The following is a 24,723-nucleotide window of genomic DNA, read 5'->3' as shown; positions in this document are numbered from 1 at the left end:
GAGCGCTTGTGCAGTGGACCCTGGTCATCCCGCTGAAACCCTTGGTGCGGGCGAAGAGCAGGCTCTCGGACACCGCGGGCGACGCCGTGCGTCCGGCGCTGGCCCTCGCCTTCGCGCAGGACACGGTGGCCGCGGCGATGGCCTGTAGGGCGGTGCGGGATGTGGTGGTCGTCACGGACGACGCCGTCGCCCGGCGGGAGCTGGGCCTCATCGGCGCCCGGGTCGTGCCCGACACTCCGGCCGCCGGACTCAACGCCGCGCTGGCACACGGCGCCTCCTCGGTACGGGCCGACCACGCCGGTGCCCATGTCGCCGCGCTCAACGCCGATCTGCCCGCCCTGCGCCCCGCCGAATTGGGCCGGGTCCTGAACGCGGCGGCACAATTCCCGCGCGCTTTTCTGCCGGACGCCGCCGGAATCGGTACGACCCTGCTTTCGGCACGTTCCGGCAGTGAATTCCGGCCGTGTTTCGGTACGGATTCACGGGCCCGACATCTCGCGTCGGGCGCCGTGGAACTCACCGTGGACGGCGTCGGATCGGTGCGGCAGGACGTGGACACGGGCGACGATCTGCGGGCGGCGCTCGCCCTGGGAGTGGGCCCCCGCACCGCAGCGGCGGCGGCACGGCTCCTGATCGCGGACTGAGCGGCGTGAGGGCGGGCCGAGCGGTCGGCGCGTACAGGCCCTAGGGTGCAGTCATGCAGGCGACCGCGTACACGTACGACCCCGAAACCCGCAGTGGCAGTGTGCTCCTGGACGACGGGACGCCGGTGCCGTTCGACGGCCCGGCGTTCGACGCGGGCGGGCTGCGGCTGCTGCGGCCGGGGCAGCGGGTGCGGATCGAGGTGACCGGCGAGGGCGGGAACCGCCGGATCACGCTGGTGACGTTGCAGACGTTCTGAACCGGCCGCCGGGCGGCCGACAAAGCCCGGACACGCCGCGGGCCGGGCTCCCCGAGGGGAGTCCGGCCCGACGCGTGAGTGCCTGGTGCCCTGATGACTAACGGGCGGTGGCCTTCTTGGCGGTGGTCTTGCGGGCGGCCGACTTCTTGGCCGGCGCCTTCTTGGCGGTGGCCTTCTTGGCCGGCGCGGTCTTCTTGGCGGTGGCCTTCTTGGCGGTGGTCTTCTTCGCCGTGGCCTTCTTCGCCGTCGTCTTCTTGGCGGCGGTCTTGGACGCGGCGCGCGTGGCCGTCGTCTTCTTGGCCGTGACCTTCTTGGCGGTGACCTTCTTCGCCGTGACCTTCTTGGCGGCGACGCGCTTCGCCGCCGTCGTCTTGGCCGCCGTCGCCTTCTTGGCGGTGGCCTTCTTGGCCGCGGCCTTGGCAGTGGTCCGGGTCCCGCCCGTCAGGCTTCCCTTGGGGGCCTTCTTGACGGCCACCTCGCCACCCCGGGGCAGCTTCTTCGAGCCGCTCACCAGGTCCTTGAAGCCCTGGCCAGCGCGGAAACGGGGCACCGAGGTCTTCTTGACCCGGACGCGCTCCCCGGTCTGCGGGTTGCGGGCGTAGCGAGCAGGGCGGTCGACCTTCTCGAACGAGCCGAAGCCGGTGACCGAAACACGGTCCCCGGCGACAACTGCGCGCACGATGGCGTCGAGTACGGCGTCGACCGCCTCAGCGGCCTGCTGACGTCCGCCGACCTTGTCGGCAATCGTTTCTACGAGCTGCGCCTTGTTCACGTCTTCCCCTTCGGAGACATTGCCAGAACGAATGTGTTCAAGCTTTTTCGCACGTTAGGCAGATATATACCGCAAATCAAACACGAAACGGGCTAATCACCCTTGTGCCGCAACGAAGTCGACCGCGAGTCGACTTCGCCACTGCCCCGATACGGCGTGAAGCTCAGGCGTCTTCGGGGAATCGACCGTCGTCAACCCCGTCGAGTTCGTCCAGCTCCACGCTCAATCGCTCCAGACGCCTTGCCGCATCGGCGAGATCGTGCTTGGCCGCGGCCGTGATGACCAGCAGCTTCCGGGTCAGCGCCATCCGTACGCCCTCCGGGACTTGCAGTGTGCGCACCCTTGTGTGCGCTTCCTTGAGTTGGTCCGCGAACGCCCCGTAGAGCTGGAGTTGGTCGTCGCGATCCATGCACCGATTGTGCCATCTGGGGCGAGTTGTCGCCTCCGCAGGGGGCAACTGCCCAGCTCCGGGCCGTTTTCCGGGAGTGTCGGGGGCTCATCCCACAAGGCGTCTTTCGGCCTCTTCTCACCTTGCACTCAAGGGAGTTGGGATGCCATCCGGCGCGCCCGGGGTGGTGCGCGGGCGCGAAAAAGAGCGCACATGGATGTACCCCCAACCGTGGCACGGATGGGGGTACATCGGGGTCGGGCGGAGCGGTCAGACCTGCACGGTGCGCGGCTTGTAGGAGGGCCGGCGGGACTCGTACGCGGTGATGTCCGCCTCGTTCTGGAGGGTGATGCTGATGTCGTCCAGGCCGTTCAGCAGCCGCCAGCGGGAGTTCTCGTCCAGCTCGAAGGGCGCGGTGACGCCCTGGGCGCGGACTTCGCGGTCCTGGAGGTCGACGGTGATCTCGGCCGTCGGGCCGTCCTCGACCAGATCCCACAGGGCGTCCACGACCTTCTGGTCGAGCACCACGGTGAGCAGGCCGTTCTTCAGCGAGTTACCGCGGAAGATATCGGCGAAGCGGGACGAGATGACCGTCTTGAAGCCGTAGTTCTGGAGGGCCCAGACGGCGTGCTCGCGCGAGGATCCCGTACCGAAGTCGGGGCCCGCGACCAGGACGGTGGCGCCCTGCCGCTCGGGGCGGTTGAGGACGAACTCAGGGTCCTTGCGCCATGCCTCGAAGAGGCCGTCCTCGAACCCGTCCCGGGTGACCTTCTTCAGCCAGTGGGCGGGGATGATCTGGTCGGTGTCCACATTGCCGCGGCGCAGCGGTACGGCCCGGCCGGTGTGCGTGGTGAAGGCTTCCATGTCTCTCAGACTCCTGCGGGCGTGGCGGCGTCGGCCTCGGACAGATCGGCCGGGGAGGCCAGATGCCCCAGGACCGCGGTGGCGGCGGCGACCTGCGGGGACACCAGGTGGGTCCGGCCGCCCTTGCCCTGCCGTCCCTCGAAGTTGCGGTTGGAGGTGGAGGCGGAGCGCTCCTTGGGGGCGAGTTGGTCGGGGTTCATGCCCAGACACATGGAACAGCCCGCGTGCCGCCACTCGGCGCCGGCCTCCTTGAAGACCTTGTCCAGGCCCTCGTCGACGGCCTGGAGACCGACCCGCGCTGAGCCGGGCACGACCAGCATCCGTACGCCGTCGGCGACTTTGCGGCCCTCGACGATCGAGGCCGCCGCGCGCAGGTCCTCGATACGGCCGTTGGTGCAGGAACCTACGAAGACGGTGTCCACCTTGATGTCCCGCAGCGGCTGTCCGGCGGTCAACCCCATGTATTCCAGGGCCTTTTCGGCGGCGAGCCGCTCCGAAGCGTCCTCGTACGAAGCGGGGTCGGGGACGTTCGTCGACAGGGGCGCGCCCTGGCCCGGGTTGGTGCCCCAGGTGACGAACGGCGCCAGCGCGCTCGCGTCGATGACGACCTCGGCGTCGAAGACCGCGTCCTCGTCCGTCTTCAGCGTCTTCCAGTACGCGACCGCCGCGTCCCAGTCCTCGCCCCGCGGCGCGTGGGCGCGGCCCTCGATGTAGTCGAAGGTGGTGCGGTCGGGGGCGATCATGCCCGCGCGGGCGCCGGCCTCGATGGACATGTTGCAGATGGTCATGCGGGCCTCCATCGAGAGCTTCTCGATGGCCGGGCCGCGGTATTCCAGGATGTAGCCCTGGCCGCCGCCGGTGCCGATCCTGGCGATGATCGCCAGGATCAGGTCCTTGGCGGTGACGCCGTCGGGCAACTCGCCCTCGACCGTGATGGCCATGGTGCGCGGGCGGGCCAGCGGCAGCGTCTGGGTGGCGAGGACGTGCTCGACCTGCGAGGTGCCGATACCGAAAGCCAGCGCGCCGAACGCGCCGTGCGTCGAGGTGTGCGAGTCGCCGCAGACCACCGTCGTACCGGGCTGGGTGAGGCCGAGCTGGGGGCCCACGACATGGACGACGCCCTGCTCGATGTCGCCGAGCGGATGCAGCCTGACCCCGAAGTCGGCGCAGTTCTTGCGCAGGGTCTCCAACTGGACGCGCGACACCGGGTCGGCGATCGGCTTGTCGATGTCGAGGGTGGGGGTGTTGTGGTCTTCCGTGGCGATGGTCAGATCGAGCCGGCGCACCCCTCGGCCGTTCTGACGGAGCCCGTCGAACGCCTGGGGGCTGGTCACCTCGTGCAGCAGGTGAAGATCGATGAAGAGGAGATCGGGTTCGCCTTCGGCGCGCCGGACGACATGGTCGTCCCAGACCTTCTCCGCGAGTGTCCTACCCATCGCTTTCCCTTCGGTCGGCTTCTTCTTGAGCCGACCCAACTAGAGATGTGTGCGCCGTCATCCGTACCCCTCGTACCGGACGTCGTCCGCCGGGCCCGCTGGTCGTGGGGGCCGCGTGTATGTACAGGGTGACAAGTTCCCTGGAAAATTGAACTTGCGTTTCACAGAGTGAGACGCGAATATCGTTGCATGGACAACTCTAGCGGCGTCGGCGTTCTCGACAAGGCTGCTCTGGTACTGAGCGCCCTGGAGTCCGGTCCGGCCACCCTCGCCGGGCTGGTCGCGGCGACCGGGCTCGCACGGCCCACGGCCCATCGTCTCGCGGTGGCCCTTGAGCATCACCGGATGGTGGCTCGAGACATGCAGGGCCGCTTCATTCTGGGCCCGCGCCTCGCCGAGCTGGCCGCCGCCGCCGGCGAGGACCGGCTCCTCGCGACGGCGGGCCCGGTGCTCACGCATCTGCGGGATGTGACGGGTGAGAGCGCGCAGCTCTATCGCCGCCAGGGGGACATGCGGATCTGTGTGGCCGCCGCCGAGCGGTTGTCCGGGCTGCGGGACACCGTGCCGGTGGGGTCGACGCTGACCATGAAGGCCGGTTCGTCGGCGCAGATCCTGATGGCGTGGGAGGAGCCGGAGCGGTTGCACCGGGGACTTCAGGGAGCGCGCTTCACCGCCACGGCGCTTTCGGGGGTGCGGAGGCGGGGCTGGGCCCAGTCCATCGGGGAGCGGGAGCCGGGCGTCGCGTCCGTTTCGGCGCCGGTACGGGGGCCTTCCAACCGGGTGGTCGCCGCGGTGTCCGTGTCCGGACCGATCGAGCGGCTTACTCGGCATCCTGGGCGGATGCATGCGCAGGCTGTCATCGATGCCGCTTCTCGTCTTTCCGAGGCTCTGCGTCGGACTGGTTGACGGTTCCTTTTGGGGAGCCGGTACATGGGGCTGTGCCCACCCGTTCCGCCCTGCGGAACGCCTGCCCACAGCGGGGTGGGCGGGGTGGGGCGACTGCCCACAGCGGGGGTGGGGGTGGATTTATGCCGTGAGTCGGTCTGCTGCTCGGTCGCCTCGGTGTCCCACCGGGATCGTGCCGTATGCCCTGCCCAGGCCGTAGTTCGGCATGTGGACGTAGATGTTTTCGTAGTTGCCTTCGGGGATCACGTAGGTCTCGTGCCAGATGCCCGTGTGGCGGTTGCCTTTGCGGGTGTGGCGGTTGAAGGCTGCCCAGGCCGGGCGGTGCTCCTTGGTGGGGTCGGAGGCGTAGGCGAAGAGCTTGTCCTGGTTCTCCCAGTACTGGATGACGCCGAAGTCGCGTGGGCCGCCGAGTGTCAGACGGAAGCCGCGCAGGCCCGCCTCCCGGTCGCGGGACAGTTCCCGCAGCATGCGCGGCATGGCCAGCAGTACGGGCAGCCAACTCCACGGCGCCCAGAAGTGGTTGATCCGCATACCGATGAGGAAGACGACGACGTCACCCTCGACGTCGGCCGTCATCCGACCCCGCGTGGATGTGTTGCCCATGACCGGTCCCCCTTGAGACGATGGACACGAGTGTTGGATAGTGACGCTATCCCTCTTGGATAGTGTCACTCACCAAGAAAGGGCGCAAGCGGAGATGCGACTTGCCGAGCTGAGTGAGCGCAGCGGGGTCTCGACGGCCACGATCAAGTACTACCTGCGGGAGAAGCTGCTGCCGCCGGGCCGCCGGGTCAGTGCCACACAGGCCGAGTACGACGAGGCGCATCTGCGGCGGCTGCGGCTGGTGCGGGCGATGATCCAGGTCGGCAGGATCCCGGTGGCGCGGGCCCGCGAGGTCCTGGCCGCTGTCGACGACGACTCGCTGGATCACCATGTGCGGATGGGCGCGGCGGTGTGGTCGCTCCCCCACCATCCGGACGCGGCGGCGCCGGCGGACCCGGACGATCCGGTGACGGAGGCGGCGCGCGCGGAGGCGGCGGCGCTGGTGGCGAAGGTCGGCTGGACGTTCGCCGGTGAGCAGGGCGATCAGTCGCCCGCGTACCGGATGCTGGTCGGGGCGCTGACGGAGCTGGCGCGGCTCGGATATCCGTGGGACGTCGCGCACTTGACGCCGTACGCGCGGCTCGCGGAGCGGCTCGCGGTGGCCGATCTGGACATGGTGCAGGCGTACGGGTCGGCCGAGGAGCAGGTGGAGGCGGCGGTGGCGCTGACGGTGCTGTACGAGCCGGTGCTGCTGAGTCTGCGGCGGCTCGCGGACGCGGAGGAGTCCAACCGGCGTGTCGGCGGCGGAAGTTGAGCCCCGCAGCACGTCCAGGGCCACGGAAAAGACCCTCCCCGTATGGGGAGGGTCTTGACTTGTACCCCCGACCGGATTCGAACCGGCGCTACCGCCTTGAGAGGGCGGCGTGCTAGGCCGCTACACAACGGGGGCCTCACGGATACGAGATCCGCAGTTGCAGATAAGCTCTGCGAGCTGGCCTACCAGGACTCGAACCTAGAATGACGGTACCAGAAACCGTAGTGTTGCCAATTACACCATAGGCCAAAGTGGTTTAGACCATTACGGCCTAGACCATCTCGTACCCCCGACCGGATTCGAACCGGCGCTACTGCCGTGAGAGGGCAGCGTGCTAGGCCGCTACACAACGGGGGCCTTGGCGATCCCACCCGGCTCGTCGCCGGGTGATGTCACCGCTGGATCAACGGGAGCGACCCGAACTGATCTCGCGGGATGGATCTGTACCCCCGACCGGATTCGAACCGGCGCTACTGCCGTGAGAGGGCAGCGTGCTAGGCCGCTACACAACGGGGGCTTTGCAGATAAGCTCTGCGAGCTGGCCTACCAGGACTCGAACCTAGACTAACTGAACCAGAATCAGTCGTGCTGCCAATTACACCATAGGCCACCACAACGCAACCCCCTGCGGGGATTTTGTTTGGTATGACGCCTCCCGGCCGGACCTCTCGGCCCTTCTCGGGCGGCGCAGGAAGAACATTACCCGAAGGTGGACGGCGCTCCAAAACGGGTATCGGCGCGCAGCAGCGCGGGGAGTTCGGCCAGCGAGGAGATCCTGCGGAGTCCGGCGGGGGCGCCGTCGGCCCGTTGTCCGCGGTCGAGCCAGACCGAGAAGAGGCCGGCCGCCTCGGCGCCCGCCCCGTCGATCTCCGGGTGATCACCGACGTACGCCACGTCCCGCGGCGGCAGGCCCAGGGCGTCGCAGGCGGCGTGGAAGGCTTCGGCGGACGGCTTGGAGACCCCGAGTTCGGCGGCGCACAGGACGGTCTCGAAGCGGTCGCGCACCCCGAGGATGCGCAGCTTGCGGTCCTGGTTGTGGAGGCTGGAGTTGGACAGCACTCCGTGCCGGTGGCTGTCGGCGAGGGTGTCGAGGGCGGGCAGGACGTCCGGGAAGAGCGCCCAGCCCTCCTCGTAGTGGGCGATGTACCGGTGGAACCAGGCGTCGGCCTCGGGGTCCGTGAGGGGCTGGTCGAGGAAGGCGCGTACGCGGTCGCGGCGCTGGTCCTCGAAGGTGGCCTCGCCGGCCGCGAAGCGGGCCCACTGGACGTCGGTGATCTCGCGCCACAGCAGCAGGGCCCGCTCGGCGGTGCCGTACCGGTCGAGCAGGCCCTCGGCCGCCAGATGCAGCCGCATGCCCCTGCGGTCGGCCGTGGTGTAGTCGAAGAGGGTGTCGTCGACGTCCCACACCACGGCCTGAATGCTCATGCCACGACCGTACCCGGAGGTCCGGCGCCCTCGCCTCCCCCGGCGGACGGCCGCGCGCTTCAGCCCGCGAGCTTGGCGAGTGCCAGGTCGATACGGGCGAGGGTGCGGTCCTTGCCCAGGATCTCCAGGGACTCGAAGAGCGGGAGACCGACCGTGCGGCCGGTGACCGCGACGCGGACCGGGGCCTGGGCCTTGCCGAGCTTGAGTCCGTGCTCCTCACCTGCGGCGAGTACGGCCGCCTTGAGGGACTCGGCGCTGTTCCAGTCCGCCGTCTCCAGCTTGCCGCGGGCGGTGCGCAGCAGGTCGGCCGCGCCCTCCTTCATCGCCTTCTGCCAGGACGCCTCGTCCTCGACGGGCTCCTTGAGGAACAGGAAGTCGACGTTGGCGGTGATGTCCGACAGGACGGTCAGCCGGGTCTGGGCGTAGGGCGCGATGGCCTCCCAGGCGGACGGGTCGAAGTCCTCGGGCGCCCAGTTCGCGTGCGGGGCCTTCAGCCAGGGCTCGCACGCCTCGGTGAAGGTCTTCACGTCGAGCAGGCGGATGTGGTCGGCGTTGATCGCCTCGGCCTTCTTGAGGTCGAAGCGGGCCGGGTTGGCGTTGACGTCGGCGATGTCGAAGCGCTCGACCATCTCAGGCATGGTGAAGACGTCCTGGTCGGCCGAGAAGGACCAGCCGAGCAGCGAGAGGTAGTTGAGCAGGCCCTCGGGCAGGAAGCCGCGCTCGCGGTAGAGGTTGAGGGACGACTGCGGGTCGCGCTTGGACAGCTTCTTGTTGCCCTCGCCCATGACGTAGGGCAGATGACCGAACTGGGGCACCGCCTTGGCGAGGTCCAGCTCGATCAGGGCCTTGTAGAGCGCGATCTGGCGCGGGGTCGAGGAGAGCAGGTCCTCGCCGCGCAGGATGTGCGTGATCTCCATCAGGGCGTCGTCGACGGGGTTGACCAGGGTGTACAGCGGGGCGCCGTTGGCGCGCACGATGCCGTAGTCCGGGACGTTGTCCGGGGTGAAGGTCAGCTCTCCGCGTACGAGGTCCGTGAAGGTGATCGTCTCGTCGGGCATCCGGAAGCGGACGATGTGGATCCGGCCCTCGGCCTCGTAGGCGGCCCTCTGCTCGGCGGTGAGGTCGCGGCAGTGGCCGTCGTACCCGGAGGGGCGGCCCGCGGCACGGGCGGCGTCGCGGCGGGCGTCCAGTTCCTCGGTGGTGCAGTAGCAGGGGTACGCGTATCCGCCGGCGAGGAGCCGGTCGGCGACGTCGCGGTAGATGTCCATCCGCTGGGACTGCCGGTAGGGGCCGTGCGGGCCGCCCTCGCCGCGGCCGGTCGCGGTGTCGAACGCCGCGGGGCCCTCGTCCCAGTCGAGCCCGAGCCAGCGCAGCGAGTCGAGCAGCTGCTCGTAGGACTCCTCGGAGTCGCGGGCCGCGTCGGTGTCCTCGATACGGAAGACGAGGGTGCCCTGGTGGTGGCGGGCGTACGCCCAGTTGAACAGGGCGGTGCGGACCAGTCCCACATGGGGGTTGCCGGTCGGCGAGGGACAGAAACGGACGCGGACGTTCGCGTTAGTCACGCTTGATCACCTTGTTGGTGAGAGTGCCGATGCCTTCGATGGTGACGGCGACCTCGTCGCCGACGTTGAGCGGGCCGACCCCTGCCGGGGTGCCCGTGAGGATCACGTCGCCGGGGAGCAGCGTCATGGCCTCGGTGATGTTCACGATCAGATCCTCGATGGAGTGGATCATCTCGCTGGTGCGGCCGAGTTGGCGTTGCTGCCCGTTGACGGTGCACTGGATGGTCAGGTCCGACGGTTCGAGGTCGGTCTCCACCCAGGGGCCGAGGGGGCACGCGGTGTCGAAGCCCTTGGCGCGGGCCCACTGCTTCTCGGCCTTCTGCACGTCGCGTGCGGTGACGTCGTTGGCGCAGGTGTAGCCGAGGATGACCTCACGGGCGCGCTCGCGCGGCACCTCGCGGCACATCCGGCCGATGACCACGGCCAGTTCGGCCTCGTAGTGGACCTCCTGCGAGAACGACGGGTAGGCGATGGCGTCGCCGGAGCCGATCACGGAGGTCGACGGCTTGAAGAAGGCGAAGGGGGTGTCCGGGACCTCGTTGCCCAGTTCCTTCGCGTGCGCCGCGTAGTTGCGGCCGTAGGCCACGACCTTGTTGGGCAGCACCGGGGGTAGCAGGCGGACCTTGCTGAGGGGAACCTTGGTGCCGGAGAGTTCGAAGTCGGCGAAGGGGATGCCCTTGATGATGTCGAGGACGAGGCCCTCGGTCGACCCGGGAGGGCTGTCACCCTCGACCGCGCCGAAGGCGACATTGCCGTCGATGGAGAACCTGGCGATCCGCACGGTGTGGCTGCGCCCCTCTTCAGATATATGGCTGAGGTCTGACCTCCAGGCTATCGCCGTCCAGCGGGGACGCCGTGCGGCAGGCTTGACCGGGCGCCTGCGGCGGGCTTGAGCGGTGGCCTGCGGCGGGCTTAACCGGGGTACCTCTCGCCTGCGGCGGGATGAGCCGTGGGCGCCAGCGCCTGCGGCGGGCTTGAACAGCAACACGGGCGCCTGCGGCGGGCTGGAGCGGCGGCACACGCGCCCGCAGCGGGCTCGCCTGGCATGGGCGCCTGCAGCGGGCTTGAGCAGCGGCATACGGGCGCCTGCGGCGAGCTGACCGACGGCACGAGCGCCAGCGGCGAACTGGGGCGCCGCATGAGCGCCTGCGGCGGGCTTGAGCAGCGGGATACGGGCGCCTGCGGCGGGCTGACCGGCCACACCATCACCAACGCCATACGGCGCGGCTGACCGGCGGCGGGCGGCGACTCTGCCGCCGGACACTCCGTGTCGGGGCTGAGACCCAGATCTCTCCGTGAGCCGCTGCGACCCAGGTCCCACGACGAGCCGAACAGACCATGTCCCGCCGTGAACCGCTGAGGTCCAAGTCCCATCACGAGTCGCTGAGGTCCAGGTCCGACCACGAGCCGTTGCGATCCAAGTCCCGTCATGAGCCGGACAGACCCCGGTCCCGCCGTGGGCCCCTGCGGGCTGCGGGCTGTTCGGGCCTAGAGCGGAGCGGCTGCCGTGTTTTCCGGGGTTTCCATCAGGATGGTTCGGCGGGGGTTCGCCGTGCGGTTCGGGAGTTCTGTGGTGTGGTCCGGCAGCTCCGCGCCGGTCTCCAGCGCCCCGGCGTCCTCCAGGTGCGCGAGGGTGGTGCGGCGGGGGTTGGCTATGTTGCGGAACATTCCTGACGTCACGGTCGTCTTCATGGTGAGGTGCGGAACCTGTCGTTACGGGCGTCGAGGCCGCCAAGAACCGGCTCGCGGACGCGGGTTGTCGTTTTTGCCATCCTTGTAAAGCGACAGGCTAGACAAGCAATTCCCTGGCAAAGGCAGGAAGACTCGGGGATCGGCATGTGAGTTTGCTCACGAAGGAGGGGACAAAGCTGGCAATTCGGCCCGCGTGCGTCGACCCGTGAAACGGACATGCCTCGCTGAAGCAACCATTCCGCTCCCGATCATGGCGACTGGGGCACCCCGCACGCGCTTGAGGAACGTCGACAAAGGTCCGGTATGTACGAGAAGGCTTTCTACGTCTCGTGACACGATCCTTACAACGCGTCACCGAGGTCACAGGCTGGCACATGGGCCTTGTTGGAGATCCGGCACTGTGCTGGAATTCCCGGGACCGCCGCGGGATCGAAACCGGCGCGCAGAGGCGCAACGCAGCGCCGAGTGGCGGCGGGAAAGGGGGAACAGCGCCGGTCACTCACGACCACCACAGGGGCGCGGCTGCGCCCTGTTGACGCCGACACCGTCCCGCCGTACGCGGAGGGGCGCCTGGTCCAGAGGTTGCGACGCTAGTGCAGGGACGTTTCAAGAGGGATGGCAGCGCTGCGGCGGAGCCGGAGCCGCGCGGCGGGACCGACCGCGGCTCCTCGCCCCAGCACGCCCAGAACCCCGGACCCGTATCTTCCGGCTCCCCCGGTGACCGTGGTGACGGCGCTCCGCGCCCGTCCGGCCCGGGTGTGAGCACACCTCCGCCACCCAAGGCGAAGCCGAAGACGCCGACCGGCCCCGGCTCGCGAATAATGCTGCGGAACTGGCGTATCTCCACCCGCCTGGTCTCGCTCCTCGCGCTCCCCGTGGTGGCGGCGACCACACTCGGCGCGCTGCGCATCAACCAGTCCATGGACGACATCCAGCAGCTCGACAACATGAAGCTGCTGACGGACATGACCAAGCAGGCGACCGAGCTGGCCGTGGCGCTCCAGGACGAGCGGGACAAGTCCGCCGGTCCGCTGGCGCACGGTGCCAAGTTCGACGACTTCGACGTCAAGGGTCCGCGCGACCGGACCGACCGGGCCCGCCAGTCCTTCCTCGAAGGCACCCAGGAGATCGACGACGCCGGTGACCGCGAGGGCATCCTCGGCGTGCGCACCAGCATCCTCACGATCTCCGGCCAGCTCGCCAACCTCAAGGGCATCCGCGAGGAGGCGTACCGGGACCCGTCGTCCTCCTCACAGACGGTCGACGCCTACAGCCAGCTGATCGAGCAACTGCTCGCGCTCTCGCAGGACATGGCGCAGGCGACCAGCAACCCGGAGATGATCCAGCGCACCCGCGCCCTGGCGGCCTTCTCGTCCGCCAAGGAGTACGCGTCCGTGCAGCGCGCGGTCATCGCGGCGGCCCTCCCGCCGAACAACACGGAGGTCGGCAAGCTCTCGGAGACCGACCGGCGGTACGCGCTCAACGCGTTCGGCAAGGAAGACGCGCAACTCGGCAGCTTCAAGGGCATCTACGGGACCGGCGCCGCCGAACTGCTCAAGCCGATCGACGACGGCAACCCGACGATCAAGGACGCGTCGAATTACGCGCAGCGGGTGCTGATGCAGGAAAACGGGATGAAGACCCGTGAAAAGCGCTCGTACAAGGACTGGATCGACGCGGACTCCACCAAGATCCAGGCGATGTCCACGATCGAGCTGACGCTTCTCAACGAGATGGAGCAGAAGGCCCGCGAGCTGCGCAACGAGTCCGAGCGCGGCGCGATCATCAGCGGTGCCCTGATCCTGGTCGTGCTCGGTGTCTCGCTCGTCGGCGCCTTCGTGGTGGCCCGCTCCATGATCCGCTCGCTGCGGCGCCTCCAGGACACGGCCACCAAGGTCGCCCAGGACCGGCTGCCCGAGCTGGTCAAGCAGCTCTCCGAGACGGACCCGCAGGACGTCGACACCTCCGTCGAGTCGGTCGGTGTGCACTCCCGGGACGAGATCGGCCAGGTCGCCGCGGCCTTCGACGACGTGCACCGCGAGGCGGTCCGGCTGGCCGCCGAGCAGGCGCTGCTGCGAGGCAACGTCAACGCGATGTTCACCAACCTGTCCCGCCGTTCGCAGGGCCTCATCCAGCGTCAGCTGTCGCTCATCTCCGAACTGGAGTCCCGCGAGGCCGACCCGGACCAGCTCTCCTCGCTGTTCAAGCTCGACCACCTCGCGACCCGTATGCGCCGTAACGGCGAGAACCTTCTCGTCCTCGCCGGTGAGGAGCCGGGCCGCCGGTGGACCCGTCCGGTCCCGCTGGTCGACGTGCTGCGCGCCGCCGCGTCCGAGGTGGAGCAGTACGAACGCATCGAGCTGTCCGCCGTGCCGTCGACCGAGGTCGCGGGCCGGGTCGTCAACGACCTCGTGCACCTGCTCGCCGAGCTGCTTGAGAACGCCACCTCGTTCTCGTCGCCGCAGACCAAGGTGAAGGTCACCGGTCACGCCCTGCCGGACGGCCGGGTCCTGATCGAGATCCACGACACCGGTATCGGCCTCTCGCCCGAGGACCTCGCGGCGATCAACGAGCGTCTCGCGTCGCCGCCGACCGTGGACGTGTCGGTCTCCCGCCGCATGGGTCTGTTCGTGGTCGGCCGTCTGTCGCAGCGCCACGGCATCCGTATCCAGCTGCGCCCGTCCGACTCGGGCGGTACGACCGCGCTGGTCATGCTGCCCGTCGATGTCGCCCAGGGCGGCAAGAAGATCCCCGGCAAGCCCGGTGGTCCCGGCGTTCCGACCGTCGGTCCGCCCGCCGCGCAGGTCGCGGCCGGTGCCTCGGCGGCGCGCCGCGGGGTCGGTGCCGGCGCTCCCGGCAACCCGGCGGTGGGCGGCGCGCCCGCGCCCGCCGGACGGCTCGGTGCCGGAGCCACGGGCCCCCGTGCCGCGCTGCCCAGCAGGGACGGCGGCCAGGGCCGGCAGGGCGGTGGCTTCGGCGGTCCGCCCGCTCCCCCGACCGCGCAGGGCCGGCCCGCTCCGGCGGGTGCCGGTGCCTTCGGGCAGGGTCCGGCGGGTCCGGGTGGCTTCCAGTCCACGGGCACCGGAATGACCGGCGCCGGACGCCCCGGCGGGTACGACAGTGCCCAGGGCGGTCGCCCGACGGCGGGTGGCAACGACTTCCGGCCCACCCAGGGTCCGGGTCAAGGGCAGGGTCAGGGCGGTCCCGGTGCGCCGGGGCGTCCGGACGGCTCCGGTGACCGGGGTCGCAGGCCGCAGCTGCCGCCGCGCGGTGGTCCGCGCGCCGAGCTGCCCGGCGGCAACCAGCAGCCCCGGCTGCCCAGTTGGAGCGACGACAACGCGCAGCCGCCGGTGCCGCGCAACCCGATGGACGCCCCGCGCGGCCATGAGGAGCCGGACTCCACACAGCAGTTCCCGGCCTTCGACGAGCGTCAGGGTCCCGGCTCCACCTCGGAGTTCGCGCGGCCCGACTACAACGCGCCCCGCCCGGGTTCCGGCGCGGGTCGCCCCCCTGGCCAGGGCCTCGGCCAGGGCTACAACCAGAACTCCGGGTACGGCGCGGGTCCGAACACGGGCCCCAACGCGGGCCAGAACACCGGGCAGTTCGTCCGCTCGGACGTGTTCGGCGGCCCTGAGCCGTCCCCGCCCGGCGCCGGGCAGTTCGCGATGCCCGGGTACGACAACCGGCCGCCGGAGCGCCAGGACGCCTCGTCCACGGGTCAGTTCGAGCGGCCCCCGGTCAACGGCAACCTGCCCCAGGGCGGTCCGGGCCAGGGTGGTCAGGGCCAGAACCAAGGCGGCCAGGGCCAGTCCGCTCCGGGTCAGGGCGCGTGGGACACCGGCTACCAGCCGCGTGCGCCGCTGCACGGGCCCGGTGGCAATCCCGGTCCCGGACAGCCGCCGCGGACCCAGGTGCCGGATGCCCTGCCGCCGGCCGGGCCCGGCGACGGACGCACCCCGCTGTTCGACACGCTGGAGACGGACTGGTTCCGTGGCCAGCACGGCGAGCGCGCCCCCGAGCAGACCGACCCGTCGCCCGCGCAGGCCGCGCAGCAGCCTCCGCAGGCCCCCGCCCCCGAGCAGAACCGCTCTCCCCTGCCGCCCCGTCCGACCACGCCCGCTCCGGCGGCGCAGGGCGGTACGAACGGCGCGGGAGGCACCGGCTCGTGGCGGACCTCACCCAACGACGAACTCGTCCGGCAGGCCGAGCGTGTGCGTCAGCCCTCGGCGGGCGGCGTCACCACCTCGGGACTGCCGCGACGGGTGCCGCGCGCGAACCTCGTCGCCGGCACGGCTCAGCAACAACAGCACCAGACCGGTCCGCAGGTCTCGCGTGCGCCCGACGACGTACGCGGGCGGCTGACCAATCTCCGCAGGGGCATCCAGCAGGGTCGGCAGGCCGGCAACGGCCCGTCGACCGGCAGCTATCCCCGCCCCACTCACCAACAGGAGCGTTAGTTGAGCCCGATGAGCCAGGCGGCACAGAACCTGAACTGGTTGATCACCAACTTCGTGGACAACACCCCGGGGGTGTCCCACACGGTGGTGGTCTCCGCCGACGGACTCCTACTGGCGATGTCCGAAGGCTTCCCGCGTGACCGCGCCGACCAACTCGCCGCGGTCGCGTCCGGCCTGACGTCACTGACCGCGGGCGCGTCCCGCATCTTCGAGGGCGGCACCGTCAACCAGACGGTGGTGGAGATGGAGCGCGGCTTCCTCTTCATCATGTCGGTCTCGGACGGCTCGTCGCTGGCCGTGCTCGCGCACCCCGAGTGCGACATCGGCCTCGTCGGCTACGAGATGGCACTCCTCGTCGACCGCGCGGGTGCGGTGCTCACACCGGACCTGCGCGCCGAACTCCAGGGAAGCCTGCTCCACTGACCCACTCGCCGATGCACCGCCTGACCGCCGTTCTTGTCGTAGATCCCTTCTTACTCCGAAAACCGCAGACACTGAACCGCCTTACACAGAACCTCCTCACCCAGAACCGTCCTGCACAGAACCACCTCACACCGACCGTGCGCACCATCTCACCGTCCGGCCGCCACATATCGATTCCCCCCACCGGCTCTGTCAGACGGCACGCAGACCCCTTGCTGTCCCGCCCGGAGGATTCATGACCCCGCCCACCGCCTCTCACGATCCGTACGGAGCCTCTCACCACGCGCCGTACGGGCAGGAGGGCGACCAGCCGCTGGTGCGTCCGTACGCGATGACCGGCGGCCGGACCCGGCCGCGGTATCAACTGGCCATCGAAGCTCTGGTGAGCACGACCGCCGACCCGGCCCAGCTCATGGGGTTGCTCCCGGAGCACCAGCGCATCTGCCACCTGTGCCGCGAGGTGAAGTCGGTGGCGGAGGTGTCGGCGCTGCTGTCGATGCCTCTCGGGGTGGCCCGGATCCTGGTCGCCGACCTGGCGGAGGCCGGGCTCGTCGCCATCCACCAGCCCGGCGGCGACGAGAATGCCGGCGGTCAGCCGGCCGTGACACTGCTCGAAAGGGTGCTCAGTGGACTTCGCAAGCTCTGACGGAGGCGGGCGCTCGACGACCTCCGCGAAGATCGTGGTGGCCGGCGGTTTCGGCGTGGGCAAGACCACGTTCGTCGGCGCGGTCTCGGAGATCAACCCTCTGCGTACCGAGGCGGTCATGACATCGGCGTCGGCCGGTATCGACGACCTGACTCACACCGGGGACAAGACCACCACCACGGTGGCCATGGACTTCGGCCGTATCACCCTGGACCAGGACCTCATCCTCTACCTGTTCGGCACCCCCGGACAGGACCGGTTCTGGTTCATGTGGGACGACCTGGTACGCGGCGCCATCGGCGCCGTCGTCCTCGTCGACACCCGCCGACTCGCCGACTGCTTCCCCGCCGTCGACTACTTCGAGAACTCCGGACTGCCCTTCGTCATCGCCCTCAACGGCTTCGACGGACATCAGCCCTACACACCCGACGAGGTGCGTGAGGCCCTGCAGATCGGTCCGGACGCCCCGATCATCACGACGGACGCCCGACACCGTGCGGATGCGAAGAGTGCGCTGATCACGCTGGTCGAGCACGCCCTCATGGCACGGCTGCGGTAGTACCAAACATGCCTCGGTGTACGGCAGTTGTCGTATCCGAACTGGAACCGGCTGTGTCGTTTGACACGGCCGGTGACAGTGTTCATAACATTTCGACAGAGAATTGTGGCGCGTTAGCAACGCGTCGCGGTCGTCCGGTGCCGCTGCGCCACAAGAGCCCCGCCATTTGGCGGGGCTCGCTCTTTATGACCGTTTTATCTGGGCCATCACGGACGCGAAACAATCGCTTCCGACTGTTTGGAACAGCACTGCCTGACGTGCTGGAATGCGCTGAACTGCCCAGTAGGTAGGGGCAGCCTGGAGACAATGCGGCACAACGAACGATTGGTGCCGACGCCGAGAGGTTGTTGGTCGAGTGAGGCGAAGCAAGAGCAGTCCCGAGCCGTCGGCGCGGGGCAACTTCACCCCGCCGCCCCGTGCGGCGGCGTCACCCTCGAACGTGTCCGGACCCGAGCCGGTCACGATCCCCTCGCCGAGAGGTGGACGCTTCTCACCGCGCAACTGGCGCGTGCCGACCAGGCTGAACGCGATCCTGCTGATCCCCGTGGTGGTCGGTCTGGTCATGGGCGGCTTCCAGGTCAAGGGCTCGATAGACACCTGGCGCGAGGCCGAGGACGCGGAGAGCACCGCCGTCCTGGTGCAGGCTTCCCTGACCTACGCCAACGCCCTCATAGACGAGCGGGACGTCACCGCGGCGCCGCTGCTCCAGGGCAAGAAGGACGACCCGGCGGTCGTCAAGGCCCGTGAGGCGACCGACAAGGCCGCCGAGGCGTTCGACACCGCGGCCCGCGGCATGCCGGACAAGCCGGGCCTTCAGCGGCGTCTGGAGGGCTTCCGCAAGGTCGAGCCGGACCTCGCGGACCTCCGCGCCGCCGCGTACACGACGAAGCTCGACGGAGTGAAGACCGAAGAGGGCTACGTCGGCGTCCAGCACCCGCTGATGGAATTCGCCAACGAACTCGGCCTCGGCACCGGAAACATCACCAGCTACGGCCGTACCGTGTACGCCGTGTCGCTGTCCAAGGCGGCGCTCTCCCTGGAGCGGTCCGTCGGGATGCACCTGCTGATCAAGCCGGGGCCCGACGCGTCGAGCCTGGCCCGGCAGCGCGTCGCGCTCAGCTCGTACGCGTATCTGGAGAACATCGCCGTACAGGAGTACGTCGGCGGTGGCACCCCCTCCGACGTGGCCAAGCTCGACCAGCTCACCAAGAAGATCCAGGCCGACGGCGCCGCGCAGGCCAAGGCGGCGGCGGACGCCGCGGAGGCGCAGGGCGAGACCTATGTGCCGCCGCCGGCCACCACGGACATGATCGCCAAGATGTCCGCACTGCCGAGCACGCAGCCGAGCGCCCGGGTCGCCCTGGCCCAGGAGGGCATCACGCCCGAGAACTGGTGGGCGGTCAACACCCTCAAGTTCAACGGCTACCGCACCCTGGAGTCCGGCCTCGCGGACAAGGCCGTGAGCGAGGCCGGGGACATCGCGAACACCGCGAAGCGGGACACCTTCATCACCGGTGCGATCGTCGTCGTGGCGCTGCTCGCCGCCTTCATCCTGGCCGGGCTCATGGCCCGCCAGATGAGCCGTTCGATGCGCCAGTTGCGTAACGCCGCCTTCGGGGTCGCCGAGCAGCGGCTGCCGATGCTGGTCGACCAGCTCTCGCGCACCGAGCCGGGCCGGGTCGACACCCGGGTGCAGCCCATCCCGATCACCTCCACGGACGAGATCGGCGAGGTCGCCCGCGCCTTCGACCAGGTCCACCGCGAGGCCGTCCGGCTCGCCGCCGAGCAGGCCATGCTGCGGGGCAACATCAACGCGATCTTCACCAATCTGTCCCGCCGCAACCAGTCGCTCATCGAGGGCCAGCTGACCCTGATCACCGACCTGGAGAACAACGAGGCCGAGCCGGACCAGTTGGAGAACCTGTTCCGCCTGGACCACCTCGCGACCCGGATGCGCCGCAACGGCGAGAACCTCCTCGTCCTCGCCGGTGAGGAGCCGGGCCGCCGCTGGGACCAGCCGGTGCCCCTGGTCGACGTCCTGCGCGCCGCGTCCTCCGAGGTGGAGCAGTACGAGCGCGTCGAGCTGTCCGGTGTCCCGGAGGCGGAGATCCACGGCCGCGCGGTGACCGACCTCGTGCATCTGCTCTCCGAGCTGCTGGAGAACGCGACCACGTTCTCGTCGCCGCAGACCAAGGTCCGGGTCACCGCGACCCGGCTGCCCGACGGCCGGATCATGATCGAGATCCACGACAAGGGCATCGGCCTGACCGCCGAGGACTTCGCGGACATCAACCACAAGCTGGCCAACCCGCCGACCGTGGACGCCGCGATCTCCCAGCGCATGGGCCTGTTCGTGGTGGGCCGCCTCGCCGACCGGCACGGCATCCGGGTCCAGCTGCGGCCCTCGGGCGAGCAGGCGGGCACGACCTCGCTGGTCATGCTCCCGGATGTGATCACGCACGGCGGCGGTGGCGAGCAGCAGCTCCCCGACGACGACCTGTCGGCGCTCTCGGAGTTCGCGGTCACGCAGATCGTCCCGGAGCAGGGCGGCTACGCGTCGGCGCCGATGCGGACGGCCGCGGAACTCGGCTTCGACGACAGCCGTTACGGCGAAGTCCCCGACGACATAAGGGAACTGGACCCGGTGGGCCGCTCCCTGATGCGCGAGGAGCGCCGCGCGGCCCTGGAGGCCCACAGCGGCACCGAGGACGAGCAGGGGTTGTACGGCGACGGCACCGGCCAGGACGTGGCGGCCGGCTACGCCGATCCGCAGAGCGCGTACCAGCAGCCGGCGTACGACGGGCAGGTCGGCTACGACGAGCCGCAGCCGGGCGGGTACGAGGTCGCGGGGCAGGACGCCTACGACGGTACGCAGCAGACGACTTACGCCGAGGCGTCCCGGGCCGGCTACGACGACCCGTTCTTCCAGTCCTCCAACAGCTATCAGGAACCTGCCTATACGGAGGCTCCCGAGCAGGATCTCCCCGGCATCCCCCAGGAGCCGTACGGCGGTTACGACGCCCAGCCCCACCAGGACGAGTGGCAGCCGCAGGAGGGTTACGCGGAGTCGTTCCCGACCGAGTACGAACAGAATCCGGAATCTGTACGGTCCGCTGACGCCACCGACCAGGACCGCGTAGGCTTCGACCGTCAGGGTCCCGCGCCCAGCTCCGGGCATTCGCTGACCGACGCCGGTCTCCCACGCCGTGGCTCCACCGCCGGCGACGGGGGCGCCCCGGCCGGCGGTCAGCAGTGGCCGGCGGACACCGTCCAGGACGACAGCGGTCAGCAGAGTGCGGAGCAGGACCCGCCGCCCACTGCCGACGGCAACGGCGTCCCGGACTGGCGCTCGGCCAACGACCAGCGGTGGCAGCGCGCCGAGCAGCTCCGTAAGCCCAAGGCGGGCGGGGTCACCTCGTCCGGACTGCCGCGGCGGGTGCCCCGGGCGAATCTCGTCGAGGGCACCGCGGAACAGACCCCGCAGGGCGGCCCTTCGGTCTCCCGCGCTCCTGAGGACGTCCGGGGCAGGCTGAGCAATCTGCGCCGGGGAGTCCAGCGGGGGCGTGACAAGGCAGGAAGTGACCAGAACCAGAACGGCCAGGCCACTGGGAATCACCACAGTGGTCCTGGAAGCACCTACAACCAGGAGCGTTAGTGTGAGCCCGATGAGCCAGGCGGCACAGAACCTGAACTGGTTGATCACCAACTTCGTGGACAACACCCCCGGGGTGTCGCACACGGTGGTGGTCTCCGCCGACGGACTCCTTCTGGCGATGTCCGAAGGCTTCCCGCGTGACCGCGCCGACCAACTCGCCGCCGTCGCTTCCGGCTTGACCTCACTGACCGCGGGCGCGTCGCGCATCTTCGAGGGCGGCAGTGTGAATCAGACCGTTGTGGAGATGGAACGGGGATTCCTGTTCATCATGTCCGTATCCGACGGCTCCTCCCTCGCGGTTCTCGCACATCCCGAGGCGGACATCGGTCTCGTGGGGTACGAGATGGCACTTCTCGTCGACCGCGCGGGCACCGTCCTGACCCCGGACCTCCGTGCGGAGCTTCAGGGAAGCCTTCTCAACTAGCAGACCGCGGTGCGTTTTCGCGCCGTGTGGCCGTAAGGTTTCGGAACGGCTCCACAGCGATGGGTGCTCGGCACAGTCGGAGGAGGAAGAAGTGGCAACACCCCCGGACGGTTCATCAGGCTCCTGGCCCTACGGTCAGGGTCAGGGCGACAACGGACAGAACCGCTACAACTTCCCCTCCACACCAGGTCACCGTCGACCGCAGTACCCACAGCAGCCGAGCCCGTACGACCAGCCGCACACTCCACGGATCCAGCCCGTGCAGCCGCAGCGGCGCTCCCCCGAACCGGCGCCCGCCGGTTCGGCCAGCAATCCCCTGGTGCGCCCGTACGCGATGACGGGCGGTCGCACCAGGCCGCGGTACCAGCTCGCCATCGAGGCGCTGGTACACACCACCGCACAGCCGCACCAGCTTCAGGGCCAGTTGCCCGAGCACCAGCGGATCTGCAATCTGTGCCGGGAGATCAAGTCGGTGGCCGAGATCTCGGCTCTGCTGACCATCCCTCTCGGTGTGGCCAGGATCCTCGTCGCCGACTTGGCGGAGGCGGGCCTGGTCGCCATCCATCAGCCCGGCGGTGACGAGACCGCCGGCGGCCAGCCAGACGTGACATTGCTCGAAAGGGTGCTCAGTGGACTTCGCAAGCTCTAGCGGCGGATCCGCCCGGTCGACCACCAGCGCGAAGATCGTGGTGGCGGGGGGCTTCGGCGTGGGCAAGACCACGTTTGTAGGCGCGGTCTCGGAGATCAACCCTCTGCGTACCGAGGCGGTCATGACATCGGCGTCGGCCGGTATCGACGACCTGACTCACACCGGGGACAAGACCACCACCACGGTGGCCATGGACTTCGGACGTATCACCCTGGACCAGGACCTCATCCTCTACCTGTTCGGCACCCCCGGACAGGACCGGTTCTGGTTCATGTGGGACGACCTGGTACGCGGCGCCATCGGCGCCGTCGTCCTCGTCGACACCCGCCGACTCGCCGACTGCTTCCCCGCCGTCGACTACTTCGAAAACTCCGGACTTCCTTTCGTGGTCGCGCTCAACGGCTTCGACGGCAGCCAGCCGTACACCCCGGACGAGGTCCGTGAGGCTCTACAGATCGGCCCCGACGCCCCGATCATCATCACGGACGCCCGGCACCGCGCCGACGCCAAGTCCACGCTGATCACCCTGGTGGAACACGCCCTGATGGCCCGCCTCCGCTAGGGACGTCCGGTACGCAGAAAGGTCCCGCCTCCTCCATCGAGGGGACGGGACCTTTTTCCGTGTACCGGTACGGGCCTCAGCGCCAGCTGTGCGGGGCGCGGAAGCCCGGTTCGCGCTCCAGGCGGCGCCAGCCCGCCTTCGTGCGGCCCCGGTGGGGCGCCGCGGGCTCGGGGCGGGCGGCGGCGCGCGCCAGCAGCACCGCGGTGATGGCCGCCACCTCCTCGGGCTCGGCGTGGCCCTTCTCGACCCGGAGGACGTCGTCCGATGAGGCGGGAGTGGGAGTGCTCATGAGTCAGGGTCTCCGTCACGAAGAGGGGAGGAGGTCCGCAGGGTCACTGCGGCGGATTTCCGTGCTTGCGCGAGGGCAGATCGGCATGCTTGGTGCGCAGCATCGCCAGCGAGCGGATGAGGATCTCACGGGTCTCGGCGGGATCGATGACGTCGTCCACCAGACCGCGCTCGGCCGCGTAGTAGGGGTGCATCAGCTCGGACTTGTACTCCTTGACCATGCGCGTACGCATCGCCTCGGAGTCGGGGGCCTCGGCGATCTGCCGGCGGAAGATGACGTTGGCGGCGCCTTCGGCGCCCATCACCGCGATCTCGTTGGTCGGCCAGGCGTAGGTGAGGTCGGCCCCGATCGACTGGGAGTCCATGACGATGTAGGCACCTCCGTACGCCTTACGGAGGATCAGCGAGATCCTCGGCACGGTGGCGTTGCAGTAGGCGTAGAGCAGCTTCGCGCCGTGCCGGATGATCCCGCCGTGCTCCTGGTCGACGCCCGGAAGGAAGCCGGGGACATCCAGCAGCGTGACGATCGGGATATTGAAAGCGTCGCACATCTGGACAAAGCGCGCAGCCTTCTCACTGGCCTCGATGTCCAGGACCCCGGCGAGGCTCTGCGGCTGGTTGGCGACGATGCCGACCACCTGGCCGTCGAGGCGGGCCAGGGCGCAGATGATGTTGCGGGCCCAGCGCTCGTGGACCTCCAAGTGGTCGCCGTCGTCGACGAGTTCCTCGATGACCTTGGCCATGTCGTAGGGCCGGTTGCCGTCGGCGGGCACCAGGTCGAGCAGGATGTCCGAGCGGCGGTCCGCGGGGTCCTCGGAGGTGACGTGCGGCGGGTTCTCGCGGTTGTTCTGCGGCAACATCGAGAGCAGGTACCGCACTTCGGCGATGCAGGTCTCCTCGTCGTCGTACGCGAAGTGCGCGACGCCCGAGGTCTCGGCGTGCACATCGGCGCCGCCGAGGCCGTTCTGGGTGATCTCCTCGCCGGTGACCGCCTTGACCACGTCGGGCCCGGTGATGAACATCTGCGAGGTCTCGCGGACCATGAACACGAAGTCCGTGAGCGCCGGCGAGTACGCCGCGCCGCCCGCGCACGGACCCAGCATCACCGAGATCTGCGGGATGACGCCGGACGCCCTGGTGTTGCGCTGGAAGATGCCGCCGTAGCCCGCGAGGGCGCTGACGCCTTCCTGGATACGGGCGCCGGCGCCGTCGTTGAGGGAGACCAGTGGGGCACCGGCCGCGATGGCCATGTCCATGATCTTGTGGATCTTGGTGGCGTGCGCCTCACCGAGCGCGCCGCCGAAGATCCGGAAGTCGTGCGCGTAGACGAAGACGGTGCGGCCCTCGACCGTGCCCCAGCCGGTGATGACACCGTCGGTGTACGGCTTCTTGGACTCCAGGCCGAATCCGGTGGCGCGGTGCCGGCGCAGCTGCTCGACCTCGTTGAACGAGCCCGGGTCGAGAAGCAGCTCGATACGCTCCCGCGAGGTCAGCTTGCCCTTGGCGTGCTGCGCCTCGGTCGCCTTCTCGCTGGGCCCCCGCAGTGCCAGCTCACGGATCGCGTGCAGCTCGGCCACGCGCCCGCGCGCGTCGGTGGGCTCGTCCCCCGCGGAACCGGGGGACCCCGGGTTGCCCGCCGAGTCGGTCTCGTCCAAAACGGTCATGTAGCGACCTTACGAAGTCCACCCAGGAAAACGGGCCGTCGACTCCGTACAGTCTCCGGCCCGTTTTCCTGGTAGCCCCGAACAGAACCACTC

24 protein-coding genes and 5 tRNA genes are annotated in these 24,723 nt (G+C 69.4%); 13 read left to right on the top strand and 16 right to left on the bottom strand.

Annotation, left to right across the window (positions count from 1 at the left end):
* Nucleotides 1-8 precede the first annotated feature (8 nt).
* Together cofC and ACFVT5_RS29365 are read left to right on the top strand one after the other, a co-directional pair.
* Entirely contained in the window at nucleotides 9-644 is a 636-nt protein-coding gene (gene cofC / locus ACFVT5_RS29370) for a 2-phospho-L-lactate guanylyltransferase (protein ID WP_389894195.1), read from the top strand.
* A 53-nt stretch (nucleotides 645-697) separates the two neighbouring features.
* The gene (locus tag ACFVT5_RS29365) at nucleotides 698-901 is read left to right on the top strand and encodes a hypothetical protein (RefSeq protein WP_389894193.1); all 204 of its coding nucleotides are present in this window, start codon (nucleotides 698-700) and stop codon (nucleotides 899-901) included.
* 97 nt (nucleotides 902-998) lie between these two features.
* Here the strand turns inward: ACFVT5_RS29365 and ACFVT5_RS29360 are convergent, their stop codons facing one another.
* The 4 genes from ACFVT5_RS29360 to leuC form a co-directional block, all read right to left on the bottom strand.
* Nucleotides 999-1,673: an HU family DNA-binding protein gene (locus ACFVT5_RS29360; RefSeq protein ID WP_389894191.1), complete on the bottom strand. Its 675-nt coding sequence runs from the start codon at nucleotides 1,671-1,673 to the stop codon at nucleotides 999-1,001.
* 163 nt (nucleotides 1,674-1,836) lie between these two features.
* Nucleotides 1,837-2,082 (bottom strand): hypothetical protein, encoded by a 246-nt coding sequence (locus ACFVT5_RS29355; protein WP_389894189.1) that lies wholly within the window; start codon nucleotides 2,080-2,082, stop codon nucleotides 1,837-1,839.
* A gap of 249 nt (nucleotides 2,083-2,331) precedes the next feature.
* Entirely contained in the window at nucleotides 2,332-2,925 is a 594-nt protein-coding gene (gene leuD / locus ACFVT5_RS29350; protein WP_389894187.1) for a 3-isopropylmalate dehydratase small subunit, read from the bottom strand.
* Nucleotides 2,926-2,930: 5 nt separating this feature from the next.
* A complete protein-coding gene (leuC, locus tag ACFVT5_RS29345; RefSeq protein ID WP_389894185.1) occupies nucleotides 2,931-4,361 on the bottom strand; it encodes a 3-isopropylmalate dehydratase large subunit in 1,431 nt (476 codons plus the stop codon).
* A 189-nt stretch (nucleotides 4,362-4,550) separates the two neighbouring features.
* Here leuC and ndgR point away from each other — a divergent pair, with 189 nt between their 5' ends.
* Nucleotides 4,551-5,267, top strand: a complete 717-nt coding sequence (gene ndgR, locus ACFVT5_RS29340; RefSeq protein WP_381344720.1) for an IclR family transcriptional regulator NdgR — start codon at nucleotides 4,551-4,553, stop codon at nucleotides 5,265-5,267.
* A 120-nt stretch (nucleotides 5,268-5,387) separates the two neighbouring features.
* Here the strand turns inward: ndgR and ACFVT5_RS29335 are convergent, their stop codons facing one another.
* Nucleotides 5,388-5,870 (bottom strand): DUF4188 domain-containing protein, encoded by a 483-nt coding sequence (locus tag ACFVT5_RS29335; protein WP_389894183.1) that lies wholly within the window; start codon nucleotides 5,868-5,870, stop codon nucleotides 5,388-5,390.
* 94 nt (nucleotides 5,871-5,964) lie between these two features.
* Here ACFVT5_RS29335 and ACFVT5_RS29330 point away from each other — a divergent pair, with 94 nt between their 5' ends.
* Complete coding sequence (locus ACFVT5_RS29330) at nucleotides 5,965-6,624, top strand: MerR family transcriptional regulator (RefSeq protein WP_389894181.1); 660 nt, start codon at nucleotides 5,965-5,967, stop codon at nucleotides 6,622-6,624.
* A gap of 62 nt (nucleotides 6,625-6,686) precedes the next feature.
* Here the strand turns inward: ACFVT5_RS29330 and ACFVT5_RS29325 are convergent.
* The 8 genes from ACFVT5_RS29325 to ACFVT5_RS29290 form a co-directional block, all read right to left on the bottom strand.
* A tRNA-Glu gene (locus tag ACFVT5_RS29325) sits at nucleotides 6,687-6,759 on the bottom strand.
* Between the two features lie 42 nt (nucleotides 6,760-6,801).
* Nucleotides 6,802-6,873 (bottom strand) — tRNA-Gln (locus ACFVT5_RS29320).
* Between the two features lie 35 nt (nucleotides 6,874-6,908).
* Nucleotides 6,909-6,981, bottom strand: a tRNA-Glu gene (locus ACFVT5_RS29315).
* An 87-nt stretch (nucleotides 6,982-7,068) separates the two neighbouring features.
* Nucleotides 7,069-7,141: transfer RNA gene (locus ACFVT5_RS29310), tRNA-Glu, on the bottom strand.
* Nucleotides 7,142-7,162: 21 nt separating this feature from the next.
* A tRNA-Gln gene (locus tag ACFVT5_RS29305) sits at nucleotides 7,163-7,234 on the bottom strand.
* Between the two features lie 89 nt (nucleotides 7,235-7,323).
* Nucleotides 7,324-8,049 (bottom strand): HAD family hydrolase, encoded by a 726-nt coding sequence (locus ACFVT5_RS29300; protein WP_389894179.1) that lies wholly within the window; start codon nucleotides 8,047-8,049, stop codon nucleotides 7,324-7,326.
* A gap of 59 nt (nucleotides 8,050-8,108) precedes the next feature.
* A complete protein-coding gene (gene gltX / locus ACFVT5_RS29295) occupies nucleotides 8,109-9,611 on the bottom strand; it encodes a glutamate--tRNA ligase (protein ID WP_389894177.1) in 1,503 nt (500 codons plus the stop codon).
* Nucleotides 9,604-10,392: a fumarylacetoacetate hydrolase family protein gene (locus ACFVT5_RS29290; protein WP_389894175.1), complete on the bottom strand. Its 789-nt coding sequence runs from the start codon at nucleotides 10,390-10,392 to the stop codon at nucleotides 9,604-9,606. Before ACFVT5_RS29290 ends, gltX begins: the two co-directional genes overlap by 8 nt.
* Nucleotides 10,393-10,560: 168 nt before the next feature.
* Here ACFVT5_RS29290 and ACFVT5_RS29285 point away from each other — a divergent pair, with 168 nt between their 5' ends.
* Complete coding sequence (locus ACFVT5_RS29285) at nucleotides 10,561-10,842, top strand: hypothetical protein (protein WP_389894173.1); 282 nt, start codon at nucleotides 10,561-10,563, stop codon at nucleotides 10,840-10,842.
* Between the two features lie 257 nt (nucleotides 10,843-11,099).
* Here ACFVT5_RS29285 and ACFVT5_RS29280 read toward each other — a convergent pair whose 3' ends face one another.
* Nucleotides 11,100-11,303, bottom strand: a complete 204-nt coding sequence (locus ACFVT5_RS29280) for a hypothetical protein (protein ID WP_389894172.1) — start codon at nucleotides 11,301-11,303, stop codon at nucleotides 11,100-11,102.
* A gap of 593 nt (nucleotides 11,304-11,896) precedes the next feature.
* Between ACFVT5_RS29280 and ACFVT5_RS29275 the strand changes: the two genes are divergently transcribed.
* From ACFVT5_RS29275 to ACFVT5_RS29240, 8 genes are all read left to right on the top strand, one after another.
* Entirely contained in the window at nucleotides 11,897-15,760 is a 3,864-nt protein-coding gene (locus ACFVT5_RS29275; protein WP_389894170.1) for a nitrate- and nitrite sensing domain-containing protein, read from the top strand.
* Between the two features lie 9 nt (nucleotides 15,761-15,769).
* Complete coding sequence (locus ACFVT5_RS29270) at nucleotides 15,770-16,183, top strand: roadblock/LC7 domain-containing protein (protein WP_363149602.1); 414 nt, start codon at nucleotides 15,770-15,772, stop codon at nucleotides 16,181-16,183.
* A gap of 235 nt (nucleotides 16,184-16,418) precedes the next feature.
* Nucleotides 16,419-16,829 carry a DUF742 domain-containing protein gene (locus ACFVT5_RS29265; RefSeq protein WP_389894168.1) on the top strand — a complete coding sequence of 137 codons (411 nt, stop codon included), beginning with the start codon at nucleotides 16,419-16,421 and terminating at the stop codon, nucleotides 16,827-16,829.
* The gene (locus tag ACFVT5_RS29260; RefSeq protein WP_389894166.1) at nucleotides 16,810-17,388 is read left to right on the top strand and encodes an ATP/GTP-binding protein; all 579 of its coding nucleotides are present in this window, start codon (nucleotides 16,810-16,812) and stop codon (nucleotides 17,386-17,388) included. Before ACFVT5_RS29265 ends, ACFVT5_RS29260 begins: the two co-directional genes overlap by 20 nt.
* Before the next feature lie 355 nt (nucleotides 17,389-17,743).
* On the top strand, nucleotides 17,744-21,043 hold the full coding sequence (locus tag ACFVT5_RS29255; protein ID WP_389894164.1) for a nitrate- and nitrite sensing domain-containing protein: 3,300 nt from the start codon (nucleotides 17,744-17,746) through the stop codon (nucleotides 21,041-21,043).
* A gap of 10 nt (nucleotides 21,044-21,053) precedes the next feature.
* Complete coding sequence (locus ACFVT5_RS29250; RefSeq protein WP_283970195.1) at nucleotides 21,054-21,467, top strand: roadblock/LC7 domain-containing protein; 414 nt, start codon at nucleotides 21,054-21,056, stop codon at nucleotides 21,465-21,467.
* A gap of 91 nt (nucleotides 21,468-21,558) precedes the next feature.
* A complete protein-coding gene (locus tag ACFVT5_RS29245; RefSeq protein WP_389894162.1) occupies nucleotides 21,559-22,116 on the top strand; it encodes a DUF742 domain-containing protein in 558 nt (185 codons plus the stop codon).
* Nucleotides 22,097-22,678: an ATP/GTP-binding protein gene (locus tag ACFVT5_RS29240; protein WP_389894160.1), complete on the top strand. Its 582-nt coding sequence runs from the start codon at nucleotides 22,097-22,099 to the stop codon at nucleotides 22,676-22,678. Before ACFVT5_RS29245 ends, ACFVT5_RS29240 begins: the two co-directional genes overlap by 20 nt.
* 76 nt (nucleotides 22,679-22,754) lie before the next feature.
* Here ACFVT5_RS29240 and ACFVT5_RS29235 read toward each other — a convergent pair whose 3' ends face one another.
* On the bottom strand, nucleotides 22,755-22,967 hold the full coding sequence (locus ACFVT5_RS29235) for an acyl-CoA carboxylase subunit epsilon (RefSeq protein WP_389894158.1): 213 nt from the start codon (nucleotides 22,965-22,967) through the stop codon (nucleotides 22,755-22,757).
* A 43-nt stretch (nucleotides 22,968-23,010) separates the two neighbouring features.
* A complete protein-coding gene (locus ACFVT5_RS29230; protein ID WP_389894156.1) occupies nucleotides 23,011-24,630 on the bottom strand; it encodes an acyl-CoA carboxylase subunit beta in 1,620 nt (539 codons plus the stop codon).
* Between the last annotated feature and the right edge of the window lie 93 nt (nucleotides 24,631-24,723).

The organism is Streptomyces sp. NPDC058001, from assembly GCF_042886315.1.
Lineage (GTDB): Bacteria > Actinomycetota > Actinomycetes > Streptomycetales > Streptomycetaceae > Streptomyces.
The sequence above is the reverse complement of the archived record's forward strand: the minus strand, read 5'-3'. Positions and strand labels throughout refer to the sequence as shown.

What these genes read in the sequence shown, in the direction of transcription:
- ACFVT5_RS29330 (WP_389894181.1), top strand. Translation starts at nt 5,965, where the DNA reads ATGCGACTTGCCGAGCTGAGTGAGCGCAGCGGGGTCTCGACGGCCACG.
- ACFVT5_RS29230 (WP_389894156.1), bottom strand. Translation starts at nt 24,630, where the DNA reads ATGACCGTTTTGGACGAGACCGACTCGGCGGGCAACCCGGGGTCCCCC.
- ACFVT5_RS29355 (WP_389894189.1), bottom strand. Translation starts at nt 2,082, where the DNA reads ATGGATCGCGACGACCAACTCCAGCTCTACGGGGCGTTCGCGGACCAA.
- ACFVT5_RS29335 (WP_389894183.1), bottom strand. Translation starts at nt 5,870, where the DNA reads ATGGGCAACACATCCACGCGGGGTCGGATGACGGCCGACGTCGAGGGT.
- ACFVT5_RS29270 (WP_363149602.1), top strand. Translation starts at nt 15,770, where the DNA reads ATGAGCCAGGCGGCACAGAACCTGAACTGGTTGATCACCAACTTCGTG.
- leuD (WP_389894187.1), bottom strand. Translation starts at nt 2,925, where the DNA reads ATGGAAGCCTTCACCACGCACACCGGCCGGGCCGTACCGCTGCGCCGC.
- ACFVT5_RS29365 (WP_389894193.1), top strand. Translation starts at nt 698, where the DNA reads ATGCAGGCGACCGCGTACACGTACGACCCCGAAACCCGCAGTGGCAGT.
- ACFVT5_RS29235 (WP_389894158.1), bottom strand. Translation starts at nt 22,967, where the DNA reads ATGAGCACTCCCACTCCCGCCTCATCGGACGACGTCCTCCGGGTCGAG.
- ACFVT5_RS29250 (WP_283970195.1), top strand. Translation starts at nt 21,054, where the DNA reads ATGAGCCAGGCGGCACAGAACCTGAACTGGTTGATCACCAACTTCGTG.
- leuC (WP_389894185.1), bottom strand. Translation starts at nt 4,361, where the DNA reads ATGGGTAGGACACTCGCGGAGAAGGTCTGGGACGACCATGTCGTCCGG.
- ACFVT5_RS29300 (WP_389894179.1), bottom strand. Translation starts at nt 8,049, where the DNA reads ATGAGCATTCAGGCCGTGGTGTGGGACGTCGACGACACCCTCTTCGAC.
- ndgR (WP_381344720.1), top strand. Translation starts at nt 4,551, where the DNA reads ATGGACAACTCTAGCGGCGTCGGCGTTCTCGACAAGGCTGCTCTGGTA.
- ACFVT5_RS29280 (WP_389894172.1), bottom strand. Translation starts at nt 11,303, where the DNA reads ATGAAGACGACCGTGACGTCAGGAATGTTCCGCAACATAGCCAACCCC.
- ACFVT5_RS29265 (WP_389894168.1), top strand. Translation starts at nt 16,419, where the DNA reads ATGACCCCGCCCACCGCCTCTCACGATCCGTACGGAGCCTCTCACCAC.